General features: G+C 40.6%; 12 protein-coding genes. 8 read left to right on the top strand and 4 right to left on the bottom strand.

Annotation, left to right across the window (positions count from 1 at the left end; translation table 11 throughout):
* Positions 1 to 132: 132 nt before the first annotated feature.
* The 5 genes from PN470_RS18145 to PN470_RS18165 all read left to right on the top strand — a co-directional run bounded on the left by PN470_RS18145 (position 133) and on the right by PN470_RS18165 (position 8,728).
* On the top strand, positions 133 to 1,050 hold the full coding sequence (locus PN470_RS18145; RefSeq protein ID WP_271935880.1) for a hypothetical protein: 918 nt from the start codon (positions 133 to 135) through the stop codon (positions 1,048 to 1,050).
* 149 nt (positions 1,051 to 1,199) lie between these two features.
* Positions 1,200 to 2,180 (top strand): DUF3616 domain-containing protein, encoded by a 981-nt coding sequence (locus PN470_RS18150; protein WP_271935881.1) that lies wholly within the window; start codon positions 1,200 to 1,202, stop codon positions 2,178 to 2,180.
* 396 nt (positions 2,181 to 2,576) lie between these two features.
* On the top strand, positions 2,577 to 5,699 hold the full coding sequence (locus PN470_RS18155; RefSeq protein ID WP_272104900.1) for a DEAD/DEAH box helicase: 3,123 nt from the start codon (positions 2,577 to 2,579) through the stop codon (positions 5,697 to 5,699).
* 13 nt (positions 5,700 to 5,712) lie between these two features.
* Positions 5,713 to 6,552 (top strand): SWIM zinc finger family protein, encoded by an 840-nt coding sequence (locus tag PN470_RS18160; RefSeq protein ID WP_272104901.1) that lies wholly within the window; start codon positions 5,713 to 5,715, stop codon positions 6,550 to 6,552.
* Positions 6,553 to 6,703: 151 nt separating this feature from the next.
* Positions 6,704 to 8,728, top strand: a complete 2,025-nt coding sequence (locus PN470_RS18165) for a potassium channel family protein (RefSeq protein WP_272104902.1) — start codon at positions 6,704 to 6,706, stop codon at positions 8,726 to 8,728.
* Positions 8,729 to 8,777: 49 nt separating this feature from the next.
* Here the strand turns inward: PN470_RS18165 and PN470_RS18170 are convergent, their stop codons facing one another.
* Complete coding sequence (locus PN470_RS18170) at positions 8,778 to 10,550, bottom strand: hypothetical protein (RefSeq protein WP_272104903.1); 1,773 nt, start codon at positions 10,548 to 10,550, stop codon at positions 8,778 to 8,780.
* Between the two features lie 248 nt (positions 10,551 to 10,798).
* Here PN470_RS18170 and groL point away from each other — a divergent pair, with 248 nt between their 5' ends.
* A complete protein-coding gene (gene groL / locus PN470_RS18175; protein ID WP_193976914.1) occupies positions 10,799 to 12,481 on the top strand; it encodes a chaperonin GroEL in 1,683 nt (560 codons plus the stop codon).
* A gap of 190 nt (positions 12,482 to 12,671) precedes the next feature.
* Positions 12,672 to 14,561 (top strand): ABC-F family ATP-binding cassette domain-containing protein, encoded by a 1,890-nt coding sequence (locus PN470_RS18180; RefSeq protein WP_272104904.1) that lies wholly within the window; start codon positions 12,672 to 12,674, stop codon positions 14,559 to 14,561.
* A 29-nt stretch (positions 14,562 to 14,590) separates the two neighbouring features.
* Here the strand turns inward: PN470_RS18180 and PN470_RS18185 are convergent, their stop codons facing one another.
* The 3 genes from PN470_RS18185 to rpmF all read right to left on the bottom strand — a co-directional run bounded on the left by PN470_RS18185 (position 14,591) and on the right by rpmF (position 16,141).
* A complete protein-coding gene (locus PN470_RS18185) occupies positions 14,591 to 15,058 on the bottom strand; it encodes a hypothetical protein (RefSeq protein WP_272104905.1) in 468 nt (155 codons plus the stop codon).
* A 212-nt stretch (positions 15,059 to 15,270) separates the two neighbouring features.
* Positions 15,271 to 15,870 (bottom strand): sulfite oxidase-like oxidoreductase, encoded by a 600-nt coding sequence (locus tag PN470_RS18190; protein WP_016516006.1) that lies wholly within the window; start codon positions 15,868 to 15,870, stop codon positions 15,271 to 15,273.
* 88 nt (positions 15,871 to 15,958) lie between these two features.
* The gene (gene rpmF / locus PN470_RS18195) at positions 15,959 to 16,141 is read right to left on the bottom strand and encodes a 50S ribosomal protein L32 (protein ID WP_002742494.1); all 183 of its coding nucleotides are present in this window, start codon (positions 16,139 to 16,141) and stop codon (positions 15,959 to 15,961) included.
* A 189-nt stretch (positions 16,142 to 16,330) separates the two neighbouring features.
* Here rpmF and acsF point away from each other — a divergent pair, with 189 nt between their 5' ends.
* Positions 16,331 to 17,389, top strand: coding sequence for a magnesium-protoporphyrin IX monomethyl ester (oxidative) cyclase (gene acsF / locus PN470_RS18200; RefSeq protein WP_016516005.1), 1,059 nt, complete (start codon positions 16,331 to 16,333; stop codon positions 17,387 to 17,389).
* Positions 17,390 to 17,529 lie beyond the last annotated feature (140 nt).

The raw sequence follows: 17,529 nt of genomic DNA on the forward strand, positions 1-17,529 counted from the left end.
CTAAAAACAAAAACTTGTAAAATCAATAGTGAGGTCTTAAAAATGAACCTAGGAACCCTTCTCGAAATTATTGTTGCTCTAATTTTTATCTACTTAGCTTCCAGCCTTATTATCTCCGAATTACAGGAACAATTGGCCGCCTTATTAGAATTTCGGGCTAGAAATTTAAAAAAAGCTCTGGAAATATTCTTGGGGAAAAATACGGTGGAATCTTTGTACAATAATGACTCGTTATTATCAAGTTTCAATCAATACACTAATCCTATAACTGGAAATTCGGCTGGTCCTTCCTATGTTGAACCAAAAGTTTTGGCAGAATCTCTAATTAGTCTAGTTAATAGTCAACTTTCAGATAATGAAAAATTATTGAAAGCGGATTTTTTAGGAAAAAATCTTGTTGGAGAAAAAACAGGAATTTTTAAGAAATTAGCTAGTCTTTCCAATTTCTCAAAAATAGACAAATTAGCGATCAACAGATTGATAGAAATAGGTGATAGTACCAAACTCAAACATGACAATCCAACTCTGGAGAATTTTATTGATGAAATAGCCAACACTTTTACTCAAATTATGGAGCGAACATCGGGGGTATATAAAAGAAATGCCAAGGGGGTATCTTTCGCTTTTGGTTTTTTAGCGGCTGCCTTGCTCAATATTGATAGTTTTTATGTTATTGAGCAACTATCCAAAAATTCCAATTTAAGACAGGGAATTAATCAGGTAGCGACAGAAGTTTTTCAAACTAATAAATCTTGTTTTAAAGATGCTCAAGCTGATCCCACCAAGGTAGCTAAATGTACAGAAAAATTACAAGTTAGTGTCAAGGATTTAGAAAAAATTAATCAACCTTTGCCAATTGGTTGGGATGAAAAAGGATGGTTTAATGGTGAACAAATAAGAGAACAAAATGGCTTGTTACAAGCTATCTTTGGCTGGCTAATGACCGGAGTAGCCGTGGCGATGGGCGCACCTTTTTGGTTTGATATTTTAGGGAAGTTTATCAATGTGCGTAATACTGGCAAACCCATATTACCTAATACTCAGAAATAAATAATTATGGCTGTCAGTTTAACGATTTTTAATCAATCTTCAAACCAATCCTTTCTCAAATTATTTCTAGTCATTTTTTGTCCTTTTATCTTTTATTGCCTATAATTTTCTTAATCCTCACTTTTCTGGTTAACAAGGAGAATACAATCATGCAACCTCTCAACTTTTCTATTATCCAAGAAATCAAACATCAGGGAATTTGTGATGCTTCTGCAGCCACTGCTTTAGGAGAAAATAAATTTGTTATTGGTAATGATGAGGCAGATTTAGAATTAGGTAATATTCTCTGGATTTATTCCTCTCAAGAGTCGGGAAAAGCGCTGGAAACCATTGACATTAATGGTTGGCTAAAAAACAATCCTAAAAATAGAGAAATCGACTTAGAAGGGGTAACTGTGCTAAATGATATAATCTATTGGATTACTTCTCATGGCCGCAATAAAAATGCTGAACGAAAACTCCCTCGTCATCAATTTTTTGCTAGTAAAATTACCGATGACGGCTCTAGTATAGTTCAAGTGGGTGAGTCTTATACTCAGTTAGTATTGCGCGATATTATCGAAGACTCTCAATTGGCTAAAATATTTGATTTCAAAACAGCAGAAACCAAAGCTCCCAAAGCTGAAGGAGGATTAAATATTGAAGGTTTAACGGCAACTCCAGACGGAAATATCTTAATCGGTTTTCGTAATCCTGTCCCCAACAGTAAAGCTCTTTTATTACCCCTAAAAAATCCCAAGAGTTTAGTTACTAATTCAACCACAGCTAAAGCTGAATTTGGTGATCCTATCCTGCTAGATTTGGGAGGATTAGGAATTCGTAGCATTGAATTTTGGCCAGCTTTAGAAGTATATTTAATTATTGCCGGAGAATTTCATGGAGGCGATCAATTTGTTTTCTATACTTGGTCAGGAAAAAAAGAAGATGCACCAGAAAAGATAGAATCACTGCAATTCCCTGAAGGTTTTCGTCCAGAAGCTTTGTTGTTTTATCCCCATTTCCAAGATCGCTTTCAGATTTTAAGCGATGATGGTACAATCCAGCGAGTTGGTAATACTCCCTGTAAAGATATTATCGATAAAAATAATTCCGAAAAATATTTCCGCAGTATTTGGGTAAAAGTTAATTAATACCAATTCTCACCCATAAAAACTACAGATCGAATTATCGAATTTAAGTTCCCATTTTTAAGGGAGATGCCGAAGGTAGGGGGATCGAACTCTTGTAGCCGGATTTTGGAGAATTGATATAATTAGACATCCCTCTTAGTGGAACCTCAACAAAACCTAGAACAAAAATAGCTTTCAACCCATATAGGGATAAGCTTTAAGCTCAAAAAAACCGTTGATCACGTCTTTTCAATGGTTTTTTATCCTAGAAGCTCTATTAACCTTTTTCTCTTATCCAGAGGACTTCTGGGTTCGCAAAGGGACAAAAAAGTGTGGAGAATCCTCCCATAATCGCTACAATTTTTCTAGAGGCTAAGTATTGCCCTCATTTAAGTTCTTTTGTACTCATTAAAAACCATGAAAATTCTTCACGGTACTTGGATTCCCCAATCAACGGATGAATTTATTCAGAAGGGTAGCTTTTATCTTTGGGGAGAAACTAGCACCCCGAAAAAGAGTCGCACCACTGCCGATAATTATCATCCTTTTCAGTTAAGCAAAGAAGAATTAACTAGCTTTCTCACTGGAGAGTTAGGAATAGTTCAATCGAATTATAATCCTCTTAGTCGGCAATTTGTCCCCCGCTACTTTCTTTTACCTAGTCACGAGAATCAACCTTTACCCTCCTTAGAATTACTGCGTTATCTAGAAAAAGAACCCCCAGAAAATAGCCAATGGCAATCTTGGCAAATTGATTGTTATCCCCTTAATCCTGTACTTAAACTGCTCAATGATCTGCACTTTATCTGTCTTTACAACTCCTCAGAGATTCAGTTAGGTGCAGATTTACTTTTTTGGTATCACTACAGTCAAGCTTTTAAAGAAATAATTCTCAAAGATAACTATATTCCTGCCTTTAAATATCGAGAATTAACCACAAATAACAAGAAAACCGCTAACTTTGCCATCTACCCTCTTTGGGAAATTATATCAGCAACCTACGAAACCAATCTCGATCACTATCTCGAATATCTTCCCCGCATTTGTCTTGCCGGCGCTGAAAATCCCCATGCTTCACCACAATTATACGACCCCAACACCCTACTCCGGCACTTCTCGGAATGTCTCCTCAATGAAATTGTCACTAATACGGCAATTCCTGCCAGTTTTGATAAAAAAATTAGCGAGACAATTATAGGTGATTGCTTCTCTGTGACTAAGACTGCTGGATTTCTGCAAACCGCTGCCGCTTTAGAAAAATATCAACAGTGGCAAACTTGGAGACAGCAATTACTAGGAGACCAAAATATATCTAATTTTACCCTCGGTTTTAAACTAACCGAGGCCCCAGAAAATAATATTGAACAGTGGCAAATTACTTTTATCCTCATCTCTAAACAAGACCCCTCCCTGCGATTAGAATTAGACGAATATTGGTATGCAGTACCCGAAACTAGAACAAGCATACGAGCGCATTTTGGTCAAGATTTAGACAAAAATATTTTACTAAGTTTGGGTTATGCTGCCCGTATTTATCCCCCCATTTGGCAAGGATTAGAAACGGATAAACCGACGGGATTTTATCTCAACCTTACAGAAGCTTTTACTTTCTTAAAAGAAACTGCTTGGATTTTAGAAGATGCAGGATATAAGGTAATTATTCCCGCTTGGTGGACTCCCGAAGGCCGTCAACGCGCTAAAGTTCGGCTAAAAACCACTTCTAAATCAGGCAAATCTACCCCCGTTAGTAAAGGGATTTTTAGCCTCGAAAACATCATTGAATATCAATATGAATTAGCCATCGGTGAAGAAACTATTAGTCAAGAGGAATGGCAAAAATTAATTAACACCAAAACACCCTTAGTTAAATTTCGAGGTCAATGGGTAGAACTAGAACAAAATAAAATGCAGCAAATGCTAGATTTTTGGCAGAAATATCAGCAGGAAAATCCTGAGATGAATCTGATTGAATTAATGAAAAAAGCTGCCGAATACCCAGAGGAAATTATTGTTGAAACCGATGATTTTTTAAGTTCTATGCTAGAGAAATTACAAAATCCTAGTCAACTAGAACCGATCGAAAATCCTCCCCAATTACAAGGAACGCTGCGGGAGTACCAAAAGCGCGGAGTTGCCTGGATTCAATACCTAGAACAATTGGGGTTAAATGGTTGTCTTGCTGACGATATGGGACTGGGAAAAACCCTACAAGTAATTGCTAGATTGATTGGGGAAAGAGAGGGAGATAATAATGTTTTACCAACTCTGCTAGTTGCACCCACTTCCGTGGTCGGAAATTGGGCAAAAGAAATTGAAAAATTTGCCCCCCATCTTCAGGTTTTAATTCACCATGGTAGTAAGCGCTATCAAGATGAGAACGAATTTCAGACAGTAGCTAGTCAAAAGGATATCGTCATTACTTCTTTTACCTTAGTTCGCAAGGATTTGAAATTATTTAACTCGCAATCCTGGCAACGTTTAGTAATTGATGAAGCACAAAATATCAAAAATCCTAAAGCGGCACAAACTAAAGCAATCTTGAGTTTATCTGCACAACATCGTCTCGCATTAACGGGAACTCCAGTAGAAAATAGACTGCTTGATTTATGGTCAATTTTTAACTTCCTTAACCCTGGTTATTTAGGTAAAGAAACTCAATTTCGTAAAGCTTTTGAAGTGCCAATCCAAAAACAAAATGATCGTCTCCAGTCCACGGTTCTCAAAAAATTAGTGGAACCTTTTATTCTGCGTCGGGTAAAAACCGATAAGCAGATAATTAAAGATTTACCTGACAAAGTGGAAAACAAACAGTATTGTAATTTAACTAAAGAACAAGCTTCTCTCTACGAAGTTGTCATCAAAGAAGTGGAAAAACAATTAGAAGAAGCGGAGGGAATAAAACGCAAAGGATTAATTTTATCTACCCTGATGCGCTTGAAACAAATTTGTAATCACCCGCGTCAATTTTTACAGGATAACAGTGCTTTTACTCCTGAGCGATCGCATAAGTTAGAGCGTTTGGGAGAAATGCTAGAAGAAGTAATTTTAGAGGGAGATAGTCTGCTAATTTTCACTCAATTTACTGAAATCGGTGACTCCTTACAAAAGTACCTCAAACAAACTTTTCGCTATAATACCTATTATCTTCACGGGGGGACTTCTCAACCAAAACGAGAACAAATGATCGAAGAATTTCAACATCCTGAAACAGAACCTTCCGTATTTATTTTATCCCTAAAAGCTGGGGGAGTGGGGATTAATTTAACTAAAGCAAATCATGTTTTTCATTTCGATCGTTGGTGGAATCCTGCGGTGGAAAATCAAGCAACCGATCGCGCTTTTAGAATTGGTCAACAAAAAAATGTTTTCGTGCATAAATTTGTCACATTGGGAACCTTAGAGGAAAGAATTGATGAAATGATCGAGGAAAAGAAAAAGGTAGCTAATGCTATTGTTAGTAATGATGAATCCTGGTTAACGGAATTAGATAACGAAAGTTTTCGTCAGTTAATCGCATTGAATAAACAGACAATTATTTAATCGAGGTAAACCTATGAATAAATTTAGTAAAACTTGGTGGGGACAACGCTTTATAGAAGCATTAGAAGAATTTACCGACTCAGCGCGTTTGAGTCGAGGACGTTCCTACGCTAAAAATGATAAAGTCAAGAATTACGAAATTGACGGTAATTTAATTACTGCTCAGGTGCGAGGTTCCATTAATCCCTACTTTGGGGTTTACAAAGAACCTTTGTATAAGGTGAGTATCGAGATTAAACCAATTACTAAAGCAGAGTGGTCACAAGCTTTATACAATCTTGGTTCAAGAGCGAGTATGATCTCTAAACTGCTGCTCAAAGAAGTTCCCGATAATATTGATGAAGCATTTAGCGATCTGAATATCCACTTATTACCCCACAGTCAAAAGGATTTTATCACCAATTGTTCCTGTCCCGATTGGGAAAATCCCTGTAAACATATTGCTGGAGTTTATTACCTCGTTGCTTCCCAATTAGATCAGGATCCTTTCCTCTTATTTGAATTACGGGGTATCTCTCGTCAAAAATTACTGCAAGAGTTAGCAAAAACTCCTCTCGGTAAGTTGCTTTCCTCCTCCATCCAAGAGGAAAAAATTCCTCTTAACCCAGTTACTTCCTATCACACTAAACCCGAAACTATAGCAGCAGCAGAAACAATTGATCTCAAAGAATTTTGGCACTCCCATCACCGTTTACCCGAAAATCCTCAGTTAGTTAAATCCGCAACTATTCCCGCAATTGTCATTAAAAAAGCCGGTGATTATCCTGCATTTTGGGATAAGGATACCTCCTTTATCGAGGTAATGGAAGAAATGTATCAACGGGTACGCAATAAAAATGCTGGTATGTTATAATTAGGTAGGTGTTTAAAATTGTCTAATACCCCCCTTAGTTAAAAAAAAATTAAGGGTAGATTAAGGGGAGATCAGCACCCCCCTTATCAAGGGGGGCAGGGGGGATCAGAAGTTTAAAAAATCCTTCTATTTTTTAAGACAAGCAGAATCTATGAACCAAGAATCTCTCAGCTTTGTCCCTGGGAATGTCAAGTCAGCCGATCGCTTTTTAGTTTGTGGATTGGGTAGTCTCGGACAACACTGCGTCAAGTCTTTAAAAGAGTTTGGGGTTAGCGTCGTCGGTATCGAACTAATACAGCCTCCCAGTTGGGAAATTAATGATTTTCCCGATTTATTAGAGGAAATAATTATCGGTGATTGTCGTCAAAAAAACATTTTAGCAAGAGCGGGAATCGATCGCTGTCGGGCTGCTTTAATTGTCACCAGTGATGAGCGAATTAATGCCACCACCGCCCTAATTATTCGGCAATTAAATCCTCTTACCCGCTTAGTGGTGCGTTCTTCTAAAGATAATCTCAATCAGCTACTTAAGGAACGTTTAGGCAATTTTATCGCCTATGAACCCACCCAACTACCCGCCAATGCCTTTGCTTTAGCCACATTAGGCACAGAAACCCTCGGTTTTTTGCATCTCGACGGTCAGAAATTGCGGATTATCCAGAGACAAATTAGCCCCGAAGATGGTTTACTCGATCGCTTTTTAGGTGATTTAAATACTCCCACCCGTCGTCTGTTAGCACACACAGCCCCCGATGAACCTTTAAGGGCCGGATTTTATCAATGGTCTCCCACCACCACTATCAGGGCTGGTGATACCATTACCACCATCGAAACTACCTATCAAAACATCGATGCTGTCCGCCAGAAACCGTTAAATTCTCCCCAGAAGTTGCGGGATTTTTGGCAGAAATTCCTCAAAGAAATCCAACAATTCTGGCAATTGAGTTTTCAGCAGCAAATTCATCGGGTGGCTTTCCTGTCAGTATTTATCATTATCCTCCTAGTAATTATCGGGACTTTTCTTTTCCATCTCTACGCCCCGAGAGCTTCCTTTATTTCCTCTCTTTCAGGAACAGCGATCCTTTTATTAGGTGGTTACGGCGATGTTTTCGGTGGCTCTAACCCCGAATATTTAAATGCGGTTCCCTGGTGGATGCAGCTATTTAGTCTCTTTTTAACCTTAGCTGGAACCGCTTTTATCGGGGTTCTCTATGCCATTTTGACAGAAACTTTATTATCATCAAGATTTCAATTTATCCCTAACCATCCCCCAGTTCCCCAACAGAATCATATCGTTATTGTGGGCTTAGGTCGAGTCGGCAAAGAAGTGGCTAATTTATTACTAGAAATGCAACAGGCAATCGTTGGGGTGAGCTTAAATAGGGATTTTGATGCAACTATCCTGCCAAAAATGCCCCTGATGACGGGAAATATCGAAGAATCTTTAAAAAATGTCAATTTAGATAGGGCTAAAAGTATAGCGATCGTTACCGATGACGAAATCCTCAATTTAGAAGTGGCCCTAACCACCCGCAAACTCAACCCCCAAAGCTACTTAGTCATCCGCACCACCGACGACAACCTTAGTCAACAATTAAGTCAAATTCTGCCCCGATCTCACATTTTAGGAACCAACACCGTAGCGGCAGAAGCCTTTACGGGAGCGGCTTTCGGAGAAAATATTATCTATCTGTTCCGTTGGGCGCAAAAAACGATTCTGGTGACAGAATACGAGATCGAAGCCGGAGATACTCTCAATGGTAGCTCGATCGGGGATATTGCCTACGGTTATCGAGTCGTGCCGATCCTACACCAACGAGAACGGCAAGCCCCGAAATTAATGCCCGAAGATTATCTCAATTTACGCATCGGCGATCGCATTGTGGTGCTGGCCACCATCAACGGACTGCGACGGGTGGAGCAGGGTCGTCGCACTCCCAAAACTTGGCGCGTGCGGGTGGAAAAAGCCTTTAACCGCAATATTGCCGCGGAAGCACCCACCGTGATCAGTCGTTTTTCTAATTGTCCCCTGAAAACCGCCAGCGATCTCATGGAAAATTTGCCAGCGACTCTCGGCGCCCCCCTCTACGAACAGCAGGCGATTCGATTAGTTTCCGAGTTAAAAAAAATTCAAGTTCAAGCCTTGGCTATTCCCATTAACCCGAAATCGGGGTAAATGGGAGTTATCCTTTTTTGTCAAACTAGAAGGCTCTCTCGGTCTTTTTTTATGCAGTTAAAGTGACCGTAGCCTTGGCAGTTTGTCCAGAATCAGAAGTGGCAGTAATAGTAATTTTATCCCCAGGATTTCCTTGTGCAGGTGCAGTGTAGGTAAATTTGGCATCAGTGGTATTTTTATCAATTTTACCGCTTTCTGGCGGTGAGATTGTGATGGTGTAGTTACCAACGGGATTAATGCTAAATTCCTGGATTCCATTTAATGCTAAATTTTGGCTAGACGGAGCGATCAAAATCGTTGGAGGTAGTCCCTGTCCAGTGGAACTAGCCTCTACAGTTACTTTTTTCTCTACTTGATTAATTAAATCGGGAATAAGACGTTCGCTAAATCCAGCCACAAAAGCCATTGTCAAAAGTCCATATAAATAGGTGTCATTCCCCTTATTTCCATTGTCAGTCCGAATTTGTAAGGGAGAAATGCTAGAGTTAAGAATTAGCAGAATAAAGAAAGCGAAACTTCCCCCTAAAATGGGTTTGGTTAAACCAATTGACAATGGCAAGAAGTCATCGTCATATTTTTGATTTTTGGGATTATCAAAGTCTTGCAAACGAGTTAGAAGACTAACTGCTCCCCCTAAAGTCCCTGTCATCAATATCAATATCAAGAGTCTAAAATTTTCATCTTTGTCCTCAGTATTTTGGTTACTAGAATTTGAGATTGGAGGTAAGGGCATAAGCAAATTCTTCACTGGAGGGGAGTTCATAATACCCCAATTCAAAGGGAGAGCTAACACTAATCCAATTAAAACTTTTGTAGGTATTTTGATAGAATGGAAAAGATTATCTCTGAAGTCGGCTAGACCATTCCAAAAACCCATCTGGGTTTTTCTTAATCCTGTTTCGGCAGCATAGCGTAATTTTTGTGCCAAAATAATATTAGGTTGACCTGTTAAAGATTTAATCGCAATTTCTCCAGCATCTACCACCGACTTTACTTGCATGATATCCCAAGCTTTGGAACTGTTGATGAGTTCCACCTGCGCTATCCCTAGTATTATAATTAATTTGGCTAATTCTCCCTGTACTTCCCGGTCTAATTCTGGAGGGAATCCCGCTACTTGTTCTTTAGTTTTTCCCAGCAAAGTATCAATTCTTTGATTTAGTTTAATCACCTCATCTCTAGCTTTAATTTCATTGATTAAATCGTCTAAAGTTTGAAATAAAACACTTGCTTCTTGTAGTTGTGCAAAATTATCTTTAAATTCCTTGACTAACTTTTCAAAGGGTTCATCTACTTCAGGAATTGAACTATATTTGTCTAAGTTATCCTTCAGTTCAGCAATCAAAGACTCATTTTTCTGTTGTAATTCCACAGTCGTGGAAAATTTAACCAAAGTATCTTTAATTTTTGTTTGCCAAGCAGTTAGTTTTTGCTCAAGTTCTGGCAAGTTTGCATCGTTAGCATTAGCATCGAATAGAGTCGTAATTGTTGCAACTAAACTATCAGTTTCTTGGCTTAAAGTATCAAGAGGAGTTTCTGAAATTTTACCCGTAGATAAAAGGTTGATTGTCTCCACAAGCTGATCTATATGAGCTATTATTTGTTTTTCTAATTCTTCTCTGCTAGGTAAAGGGTCTGAAAAAGTTAATTCACCTAGTTTTTGAATAAGTTCATCTCTTAAATTATTAGTCTCTTGAGTGATTGTTTTGGCTTCTGTTTGGTAACTAGCAAGGGTAGCTGATTTATCCTGACCAAATTTATTTTGGGTTTCCAGAATAAATTGATTAATTTTTTGTTCGATAGCAGGATTTAGATTAATCATGATTGTCTTCTCCTAAAAAAAAGGCGAAAATGGGCTAAAATTCGATTATCTCCCCGATGCTACGATAGTTATCATTGATTTTCTGCAATTATTCATAAATCTTGATAAATTTTTATTTTTTTAACTCAATTCAGTCTGCCGTAGGGACATAACACCCTGATCCCCTCAATAACCGCACACTGGGATTAGCACTCAAGCCCTAAGAGTGCTAAATTAACTATAAGGAGTCCTATTACAACAGCGATACCATGTCCAAAATCATTGCCTTTAAAGATGAATCCCGTCGCGCCCTAGAAAGAGGTGTCAACGCCTTGGCCGATGCGGTAAAAATCACCCTCGGTCCGAAAGGACGCAATGTCTTGTTAGAAAAGAAATACGGCGCCCCCCAGATCGTTAATGACGGCATCACCGTGGCCAAAGAAATCGAATTGTCCGATCCCCTCGAAAACACCGGGGCGAGATTAATTCAGGAAGTAGCGGCAAAAACCAAAGATTTAGCGGGAGATGGCACCACTACCGCCACCATCATCGCCCAGGCTTTAATTAAAGAAGGTCTGAAAAACGTTACCGCCGGGGCCAATCCCGTCGCCTTAAGACGCGGACTAGACAAAACCATCGCCTATCTGGTGGAAGAAATCGCAGCCGTCGCTAAACCGATCGCCGGAGATGCGATCGCTCAAGTGGCCACCGTTTCTTCCGGCAACGACGAAGAAGTGGGAAAAATGATCGCCGCCGCCATGGAAAAAGTCACCACCGATGGCGTAATCACCGTGGAAGAATCGAAATCCCTAACCACGGAATTAGAAGTAGTGGAAGGGATGCAGATCGATCGCGGTTATATCTCTCCCTATTTCATCACCGATCAAGAAAGACAGATCGTCGAGTACGACAACCCTCTGATCCTGATTACCGATAAAAAAATCAGTGCGATCGCTGAATTAGTCCCCGTCCTCGAAGCCGTTGCCCGTCAAGGTCGTCCCCTATTAATTATCGCCGAAGATGTGGACGGCGAAGCCTTAGCCACTCTAGTGGTCAACAAGGCCCGGGGTGTCTTAAATGTCGTCGCCATCAAGGCCCCCAGTTTCGGGGAACGTCGCAAGGCGGTTTTACAAGATATTGCCATCCTCACCGGTGGTCGTCTGATTTCCGAAGAAGTGGGCTTAAGTCTTGACACGGTTAGCCTCGATCTGCTAGGGCAAGCGGCAAAAATCACCCTAGAAAAAGACAATACAATTATTGTCGCCTCCGGGGACAGCCGCAATAAGGCCGATGTGCAGAAACGTCTCGCCCAACTGAAAAAACAGTTAGAAGAAACCGATTCCGAATTCGATAAGGAAAAATTACAGGAACGCATCGCTAAATTAGCCGGCGGTGTGGCCGTGATTAAGGTCGGGGCAGCCACAGAAACCGAACTCAAGGATCGCAAACTCCGCATCGAAGATGCCCTCAATGCCACCAAAGCCGCCGTGGAAGAAGGTATCGTCCCGGGCGGTGGTACAACCTTGATTCATCTGGCTTCTAAGGTGAAGGCTTTCAAAGCTTCTCTGACTAACGATGAGGAAAAAGTCGCCGCCGATATCGTCGCCAAAGCCCTAGAAGCACCCCTGCGTCAGTTAGCTAATAACGCCGGTGTGGAAGGGGATGTGATCGTGGAGGGTGTGCGCGAAACCGCTTTTAGCGTCGGTTACAATGTCCTCACTGGCAAGTACGAAGACTTAATCGCCGCCGGAATTATCGATCCGGCTAAAGTGGTACGGTCAGCCGTTCAAAACGCCGCTTCTATCGCCGGTATGGTCCTAACGACCGAAGCCCTCGTGGTCGAAAAACCCGTTAAAGAAGCCGCAGCCCCCGATATGGGCGGCATGGGTGGCATGGGCGGCATGGGTGGCATGGGTGGCATGGGCGGCATGGGTGGCATGGGTATGATGTAATTCCTGATGCCGTCTGGCCCTTGAAAATAATCTCATTCCATTGAGCCAATCTGTCCCTTTTCTGGTTATCATCGCCATTAGGGACAGGTTTTTTTTCCTCGGGAAAAACTTTTTCAGCAGAACCTGCTTAATCTATCCTTTGCATTAGTCCAGACACTACACTAGAAAAGAAGGATTATTCCCAGAAATCATGACACTGCTGACGGTTCGATCGCTCAAAAAAGACTTCGGTATCAAGGAAATTCTCAAAGATGCCAGTTTTAGCCTCGATGATCGCGATAAAGTCGGCCTGATCGGTACGAATGGATCGGGAAAATCGACCCTATTGAAAATGATCGCCGGATTAGAATCGATCGATGGTGGCGAAATTCAAATCAATTCGGGGATGAAAATAGTCTATTTACCCCAGCAACCCGATCTAGACAATGATAAAACGGTTTTAGAGCAGGTTTTCGCCGATAGTGGCGAGAGCATGACTTTAATTAAGGAATACGAGGAATTGTCCGATCGCCTTGTCCATGAGCCAGAAAATCTGGATACTATTATGGAGCGTTTGTCAAGGGTTTCGCAACAAATTGATAAACTTGCCGCCTGGGATTTAGAAACCAATGCTAAAGTTATTTTAAGTAAACTGGGTATCGATAATTTTAATGCTCGCGTGGGAGATTTATCGGGGGGATATCGCAAAAGAATCGCCATCGCTACCGCACTTTTAGCCGATCCTGACTGTTTATTGATGGATGAACCCACAAACCATTTAGACGCACTTTCCGTGGAGTGGTTACAGAGTTATTTGTCCCGTTTTCGGGGAGGATTATTATTAATTACTCACGATCGCTATTTTCTCGATCGAGTGACTAATCGCATCATTGAAATCGATCGGGGAGATTTATCTACTTATTCTGGTAATTATGCCTATTATCTAGAAAAAAAAGCCTTAGCGGAAGAATCGATCGCCAGTAGTCAACGCAAACACGCGGGAGTTTTACGACGGGAATTAGAATGGTTATCCCGGGGACCAAAAGCGCGCAGTACCAAACAAAAAGCGCGGATTGATCGCATTCAGGCAATGGGTAATAAGGAATTTAAACAGGTGGAGGGAAAAGTCGATATTGCCACCGCAGGAAGACGCATCGGCAAAAAAGTTATTGAAGTAGAAAATATCTCGAAAGCTTACGGAGATCATACTTTAATTAAAGATTTTACCTATATTTTTACTCCCGAAGATCGCATCGGTGTTATTGGCAGTAATGGGGTAGGAAAATCTACTCTCATGGATATTATTACCGGGAAAACTCTCCCCGATTCAGGCACGGTTGACATCGGTTCCACTATTCATATTGGTTACTTCGATCAACAATCCGATGATCTCAATATCAACGAAAATCAAAGAGTAATCGAATATCTGAAAAGTGTGGCCGAATTAGTCAAAACCCTAGACGGCAGCGTCATCACCGCTTCCCAGATGTTAGAAAAATTTCTCTTTCCTCCCGATCAACAGTATGCACCAATTTATAAACTTTCTGGAGGAGAAAGAAGACGCTTATTTTTACTACGAGTTTTGATGAGTGCACCTAATGTTTTAATCTTAGATGAACCCACCAATGATCTCGATGTGCAGACTTTAGCAATTTTGGAAGAATATTTAGAGGACTTTAACGGTTGTGTGATTGTCGTTTCCCATGATCGCTATTTTCTCGATCGAGTAGTTGATACTATTTTTGCCTTTGAAACCGGGGGTAATATCCGTCAATATCCGGGTAATTATTCCCTTTATCTCGATCAGAAAAAAGAGGAGGAGGAACCAAAAGAAAAAAAAGTCACCCCAAAAACTGTTAAAGCTTCTCCCTCACCCGTCAATAAGAAAATCTCTTTTAAAGAGAAAAAAGAATACGAAGATATCGAAAAACAAATACCAATTTTAGAGGCAAAAAAAGCTGAAATTGAACAGGTACTTTATGGAGAACCCCTAGAAGATTTTACCAAAATAACCACCCTGACCGAAGAATTAGCTCAATTAACTCAAAAAATTGATAATTTAACCGATCGCTGGTTAGAATTAGCAGAAAAATTAGGCTAGGATAATCCCTATTTTCCCGATCAATTTAGTCAAAACTGAGTGATAATTTCTGGTGAATCATCCTCATCGATGACCAGATCTACCGACTCCACCCGCAACAGTGCCAAATTATCCTTAACCACCCCTTGAAGATAGATTTCCCCCATCCCTTCACCCCCCAGATCGATCGAGCCAAAAACTTGACCGGTTTTTGTATTAAAATTAAACTGAAAATAATTAGCTGAGGAAATTCCCTCGCTGACATTATCGTATTTAGCGATCTCTTGACCACTGTTATCATAAAAAGATACCCGAAAATCTTCTAAAACTTGCATCTTTCCCGAACCTTTTTCTGAAAAGATAGTCGGGGCCGTTTTTTCATCATAACTAAAAGAACCTTTAGCTATATAACCCTGATTTCCCAACCATTGAAAATCGATCGTCACCGCTAAAACCCCTTGGCTATTCATGTTAGCAACTAAAAGGAAAGCTAATAAAGTCAATATCATTTTTTTCATGGTCAATCCGAATATCATTAGTCGGTTATTTCAGTTATCAGTGATCAATCACTACAACTGGTCTTCGGGGGAGAGTCAAGAGGTACTCTTTCTATCCCCATAAACCTTAAGAAAACTTCAATTACATGGGTACAAGAAAAGGAAACCCAAATGATCTTTTGTGGGGGGTAACTTCCTTTTGCTGATATTACCCGATTTTAAGACAAAACTCGTCAAAAACCGCCATAACGTTCCTCCAACCAGGGATCACCTCGTCGATGGTAGCCATTAAGTTCCCAGAAACCCAATTGCTCTCGATCGAGAAATTCTAGGCCATTAATCCATTTAGAACTTTTCCAAGCGTAGAGATGGGGGACAACTAAGCGCAGCGGACCACCGTGGTCGGGGGTTAAAGGTTGACCAAACAGTTGAAAAGCGAAAAAATTATCCTCGTGCAGGAATTCCTCTAGGGTCAGGTTAGTGGTATAACCACCATAACAGTGTTGCATGACGTGGGTAGCCTCCGGCAACAGGTCAATTAAGGCCATAAAATCCGATACCTTAATTCCCGTCCAAGTCACATCTAATTTTGACCAACGGGTGACACAGTGAAAATCCTTAGTAAATTCCCACTGCGGTAGGGCCATAAAATCCGACCAGTTAAAAATTTTAGTCGTGGCCACCTTTCCCCAAACCTTGAATAACCATTCCTCGGTCTTGATTTGGGGAGTATCTCCGTAGGTAAGCACAGGAAAACCACTAGCGAGATATTGGCCCGGAGGAACTCGGTCTTGATCGGGAGATTCTGGTTTTTTAAAGAATTTGCCTAACATTAGTTGAGACTCACAACGAAAACCCTAAACAGATCTTAAAATATTAGGGAGCGAAAAGGTTTTCTCCACCTCACTCCCCATCATCAAGTTATTCCTCGTCTTCCCCTTCTTCTTCCTCTTTAGTGGGATAGACAAAGCTGTTAGAACGACCAGAAAGAACAGATTTACCCAAAGATAAGGCTTTTTGCGCTTCCCGAGCTGCTTGCTTTCTCCAGTGCGCTCTCCGTTGGTCGCGCTTGGCATTTGAGGTTTTCTTCTTGGGACAAGCCATAGTATTTTAACGATAGTTATAGACTCACAACCTTTCTATTCTACTCCCTATTTCCCTAATCGGCTCGCCAACTTGTCTGATTCCCTTGCTCACTACTGCCCAAAATATTGATAAAACTTAATAATTATCATTGGCTTACCTATTTATGTTTAAAATCCTATATAGCTATGTAGTCAAGTAATTTCCATCATGGTCACTACCGTCGAACCTCCCTCCCAGAAAAAAGCTGTTCTGCGCGAAACTATCCTCACCCCGCGTTTCTATACCACCGATTTTGAGGCTGCCGCTAATTTTGACCTTTCTTTGCAAGAAACCGAAATCAAAGCGATGTTAGAGGAGATGCGGACCGATTACAACCGGCATCACTTTGAACGTCAGCAAGAATTTGAGAACTATCAAGATAATCTCGATGAAAAAACGAGAAATGCTTTTATAGATTACCTAGAACGCTCCTGTATCTCCGAATTTTCCGGCTTTTTGTTATTTAAGGAACTGTCACGACAACTAAAAAGCCGTAATCCCTTGTTAGGAGAGATATTTCATCTTATGGCTAGAGATGAGGCGCGTCATGCAGGATTTCTCAATAAAGCCATGGCTGACTTTAATATTTCCCTCGATCTAGCCAAAATTACCAAAACACGCACCTACACCTTTTTCCCCCTTGAATGGGTTTTATATACGGTCTATCTCTCCGAAAAAATCGGTTATTGGCGTTATATCCTCATTTATCGTCATTTAGAAGAACATCCCCAGTATAAATTTAATCCTCTCTTTAATTACTTCGAGAGTTGGTGTCAGGACGAAAATCGCCACGGAGATATCTTTAAAACCTTACTGCGAGCTAAACCACAATTGTGGAATAATTGGCGATCGAGATTATGGAGTCGTTTTTTTCTGCTTTCCGTCTTTGCTACCCACAGTTTAACTGTACGCGAACGCTCAGACTTTTATGATGCTTTGGGAATGGATGCGATCGCTTTTGATCAAGAGGTAATTCGTCAGACTAATAATACCTCTGCTCGCGCTTTTCCCACCATTTTAAATGTGGACCACCCCCAATTTTTCCCCCGTTTAAACCGTTGTGCCGAACGTAATTTACAATTAAAAGCGATCGATGAAAGTAGCGCTCCTCAATGGCTAAAAACAGTCCGTAAGTTACCCTTACAGCTAGGTATCGTCGGAGATCTGTTGCGATTGTATCTAATTAAACCCATAGATGCAGAGGCCACCAGAGAAATGGTACTTTAATCAGTTATCAGTTATCAGTTATCAGTTATCAGTTATCAGTTCACAGCAAAAAACTCCTCAATTTCCAATTCATAATTCATAATTCCCACACCCTACACCCCACACCCTACACCCCACACCCTACACCCCACACCCTACAC

This window comes from Microcystis sp. CS-574 (assembly GCF_028329095.1).
Classification (GTDB): Bacteria; Cyanobacteriota; Cyanobacteriia; order Cyanobacteriales; family Microcystaceae; genus Microcystis; species Microcystis ichthyoblabe_A.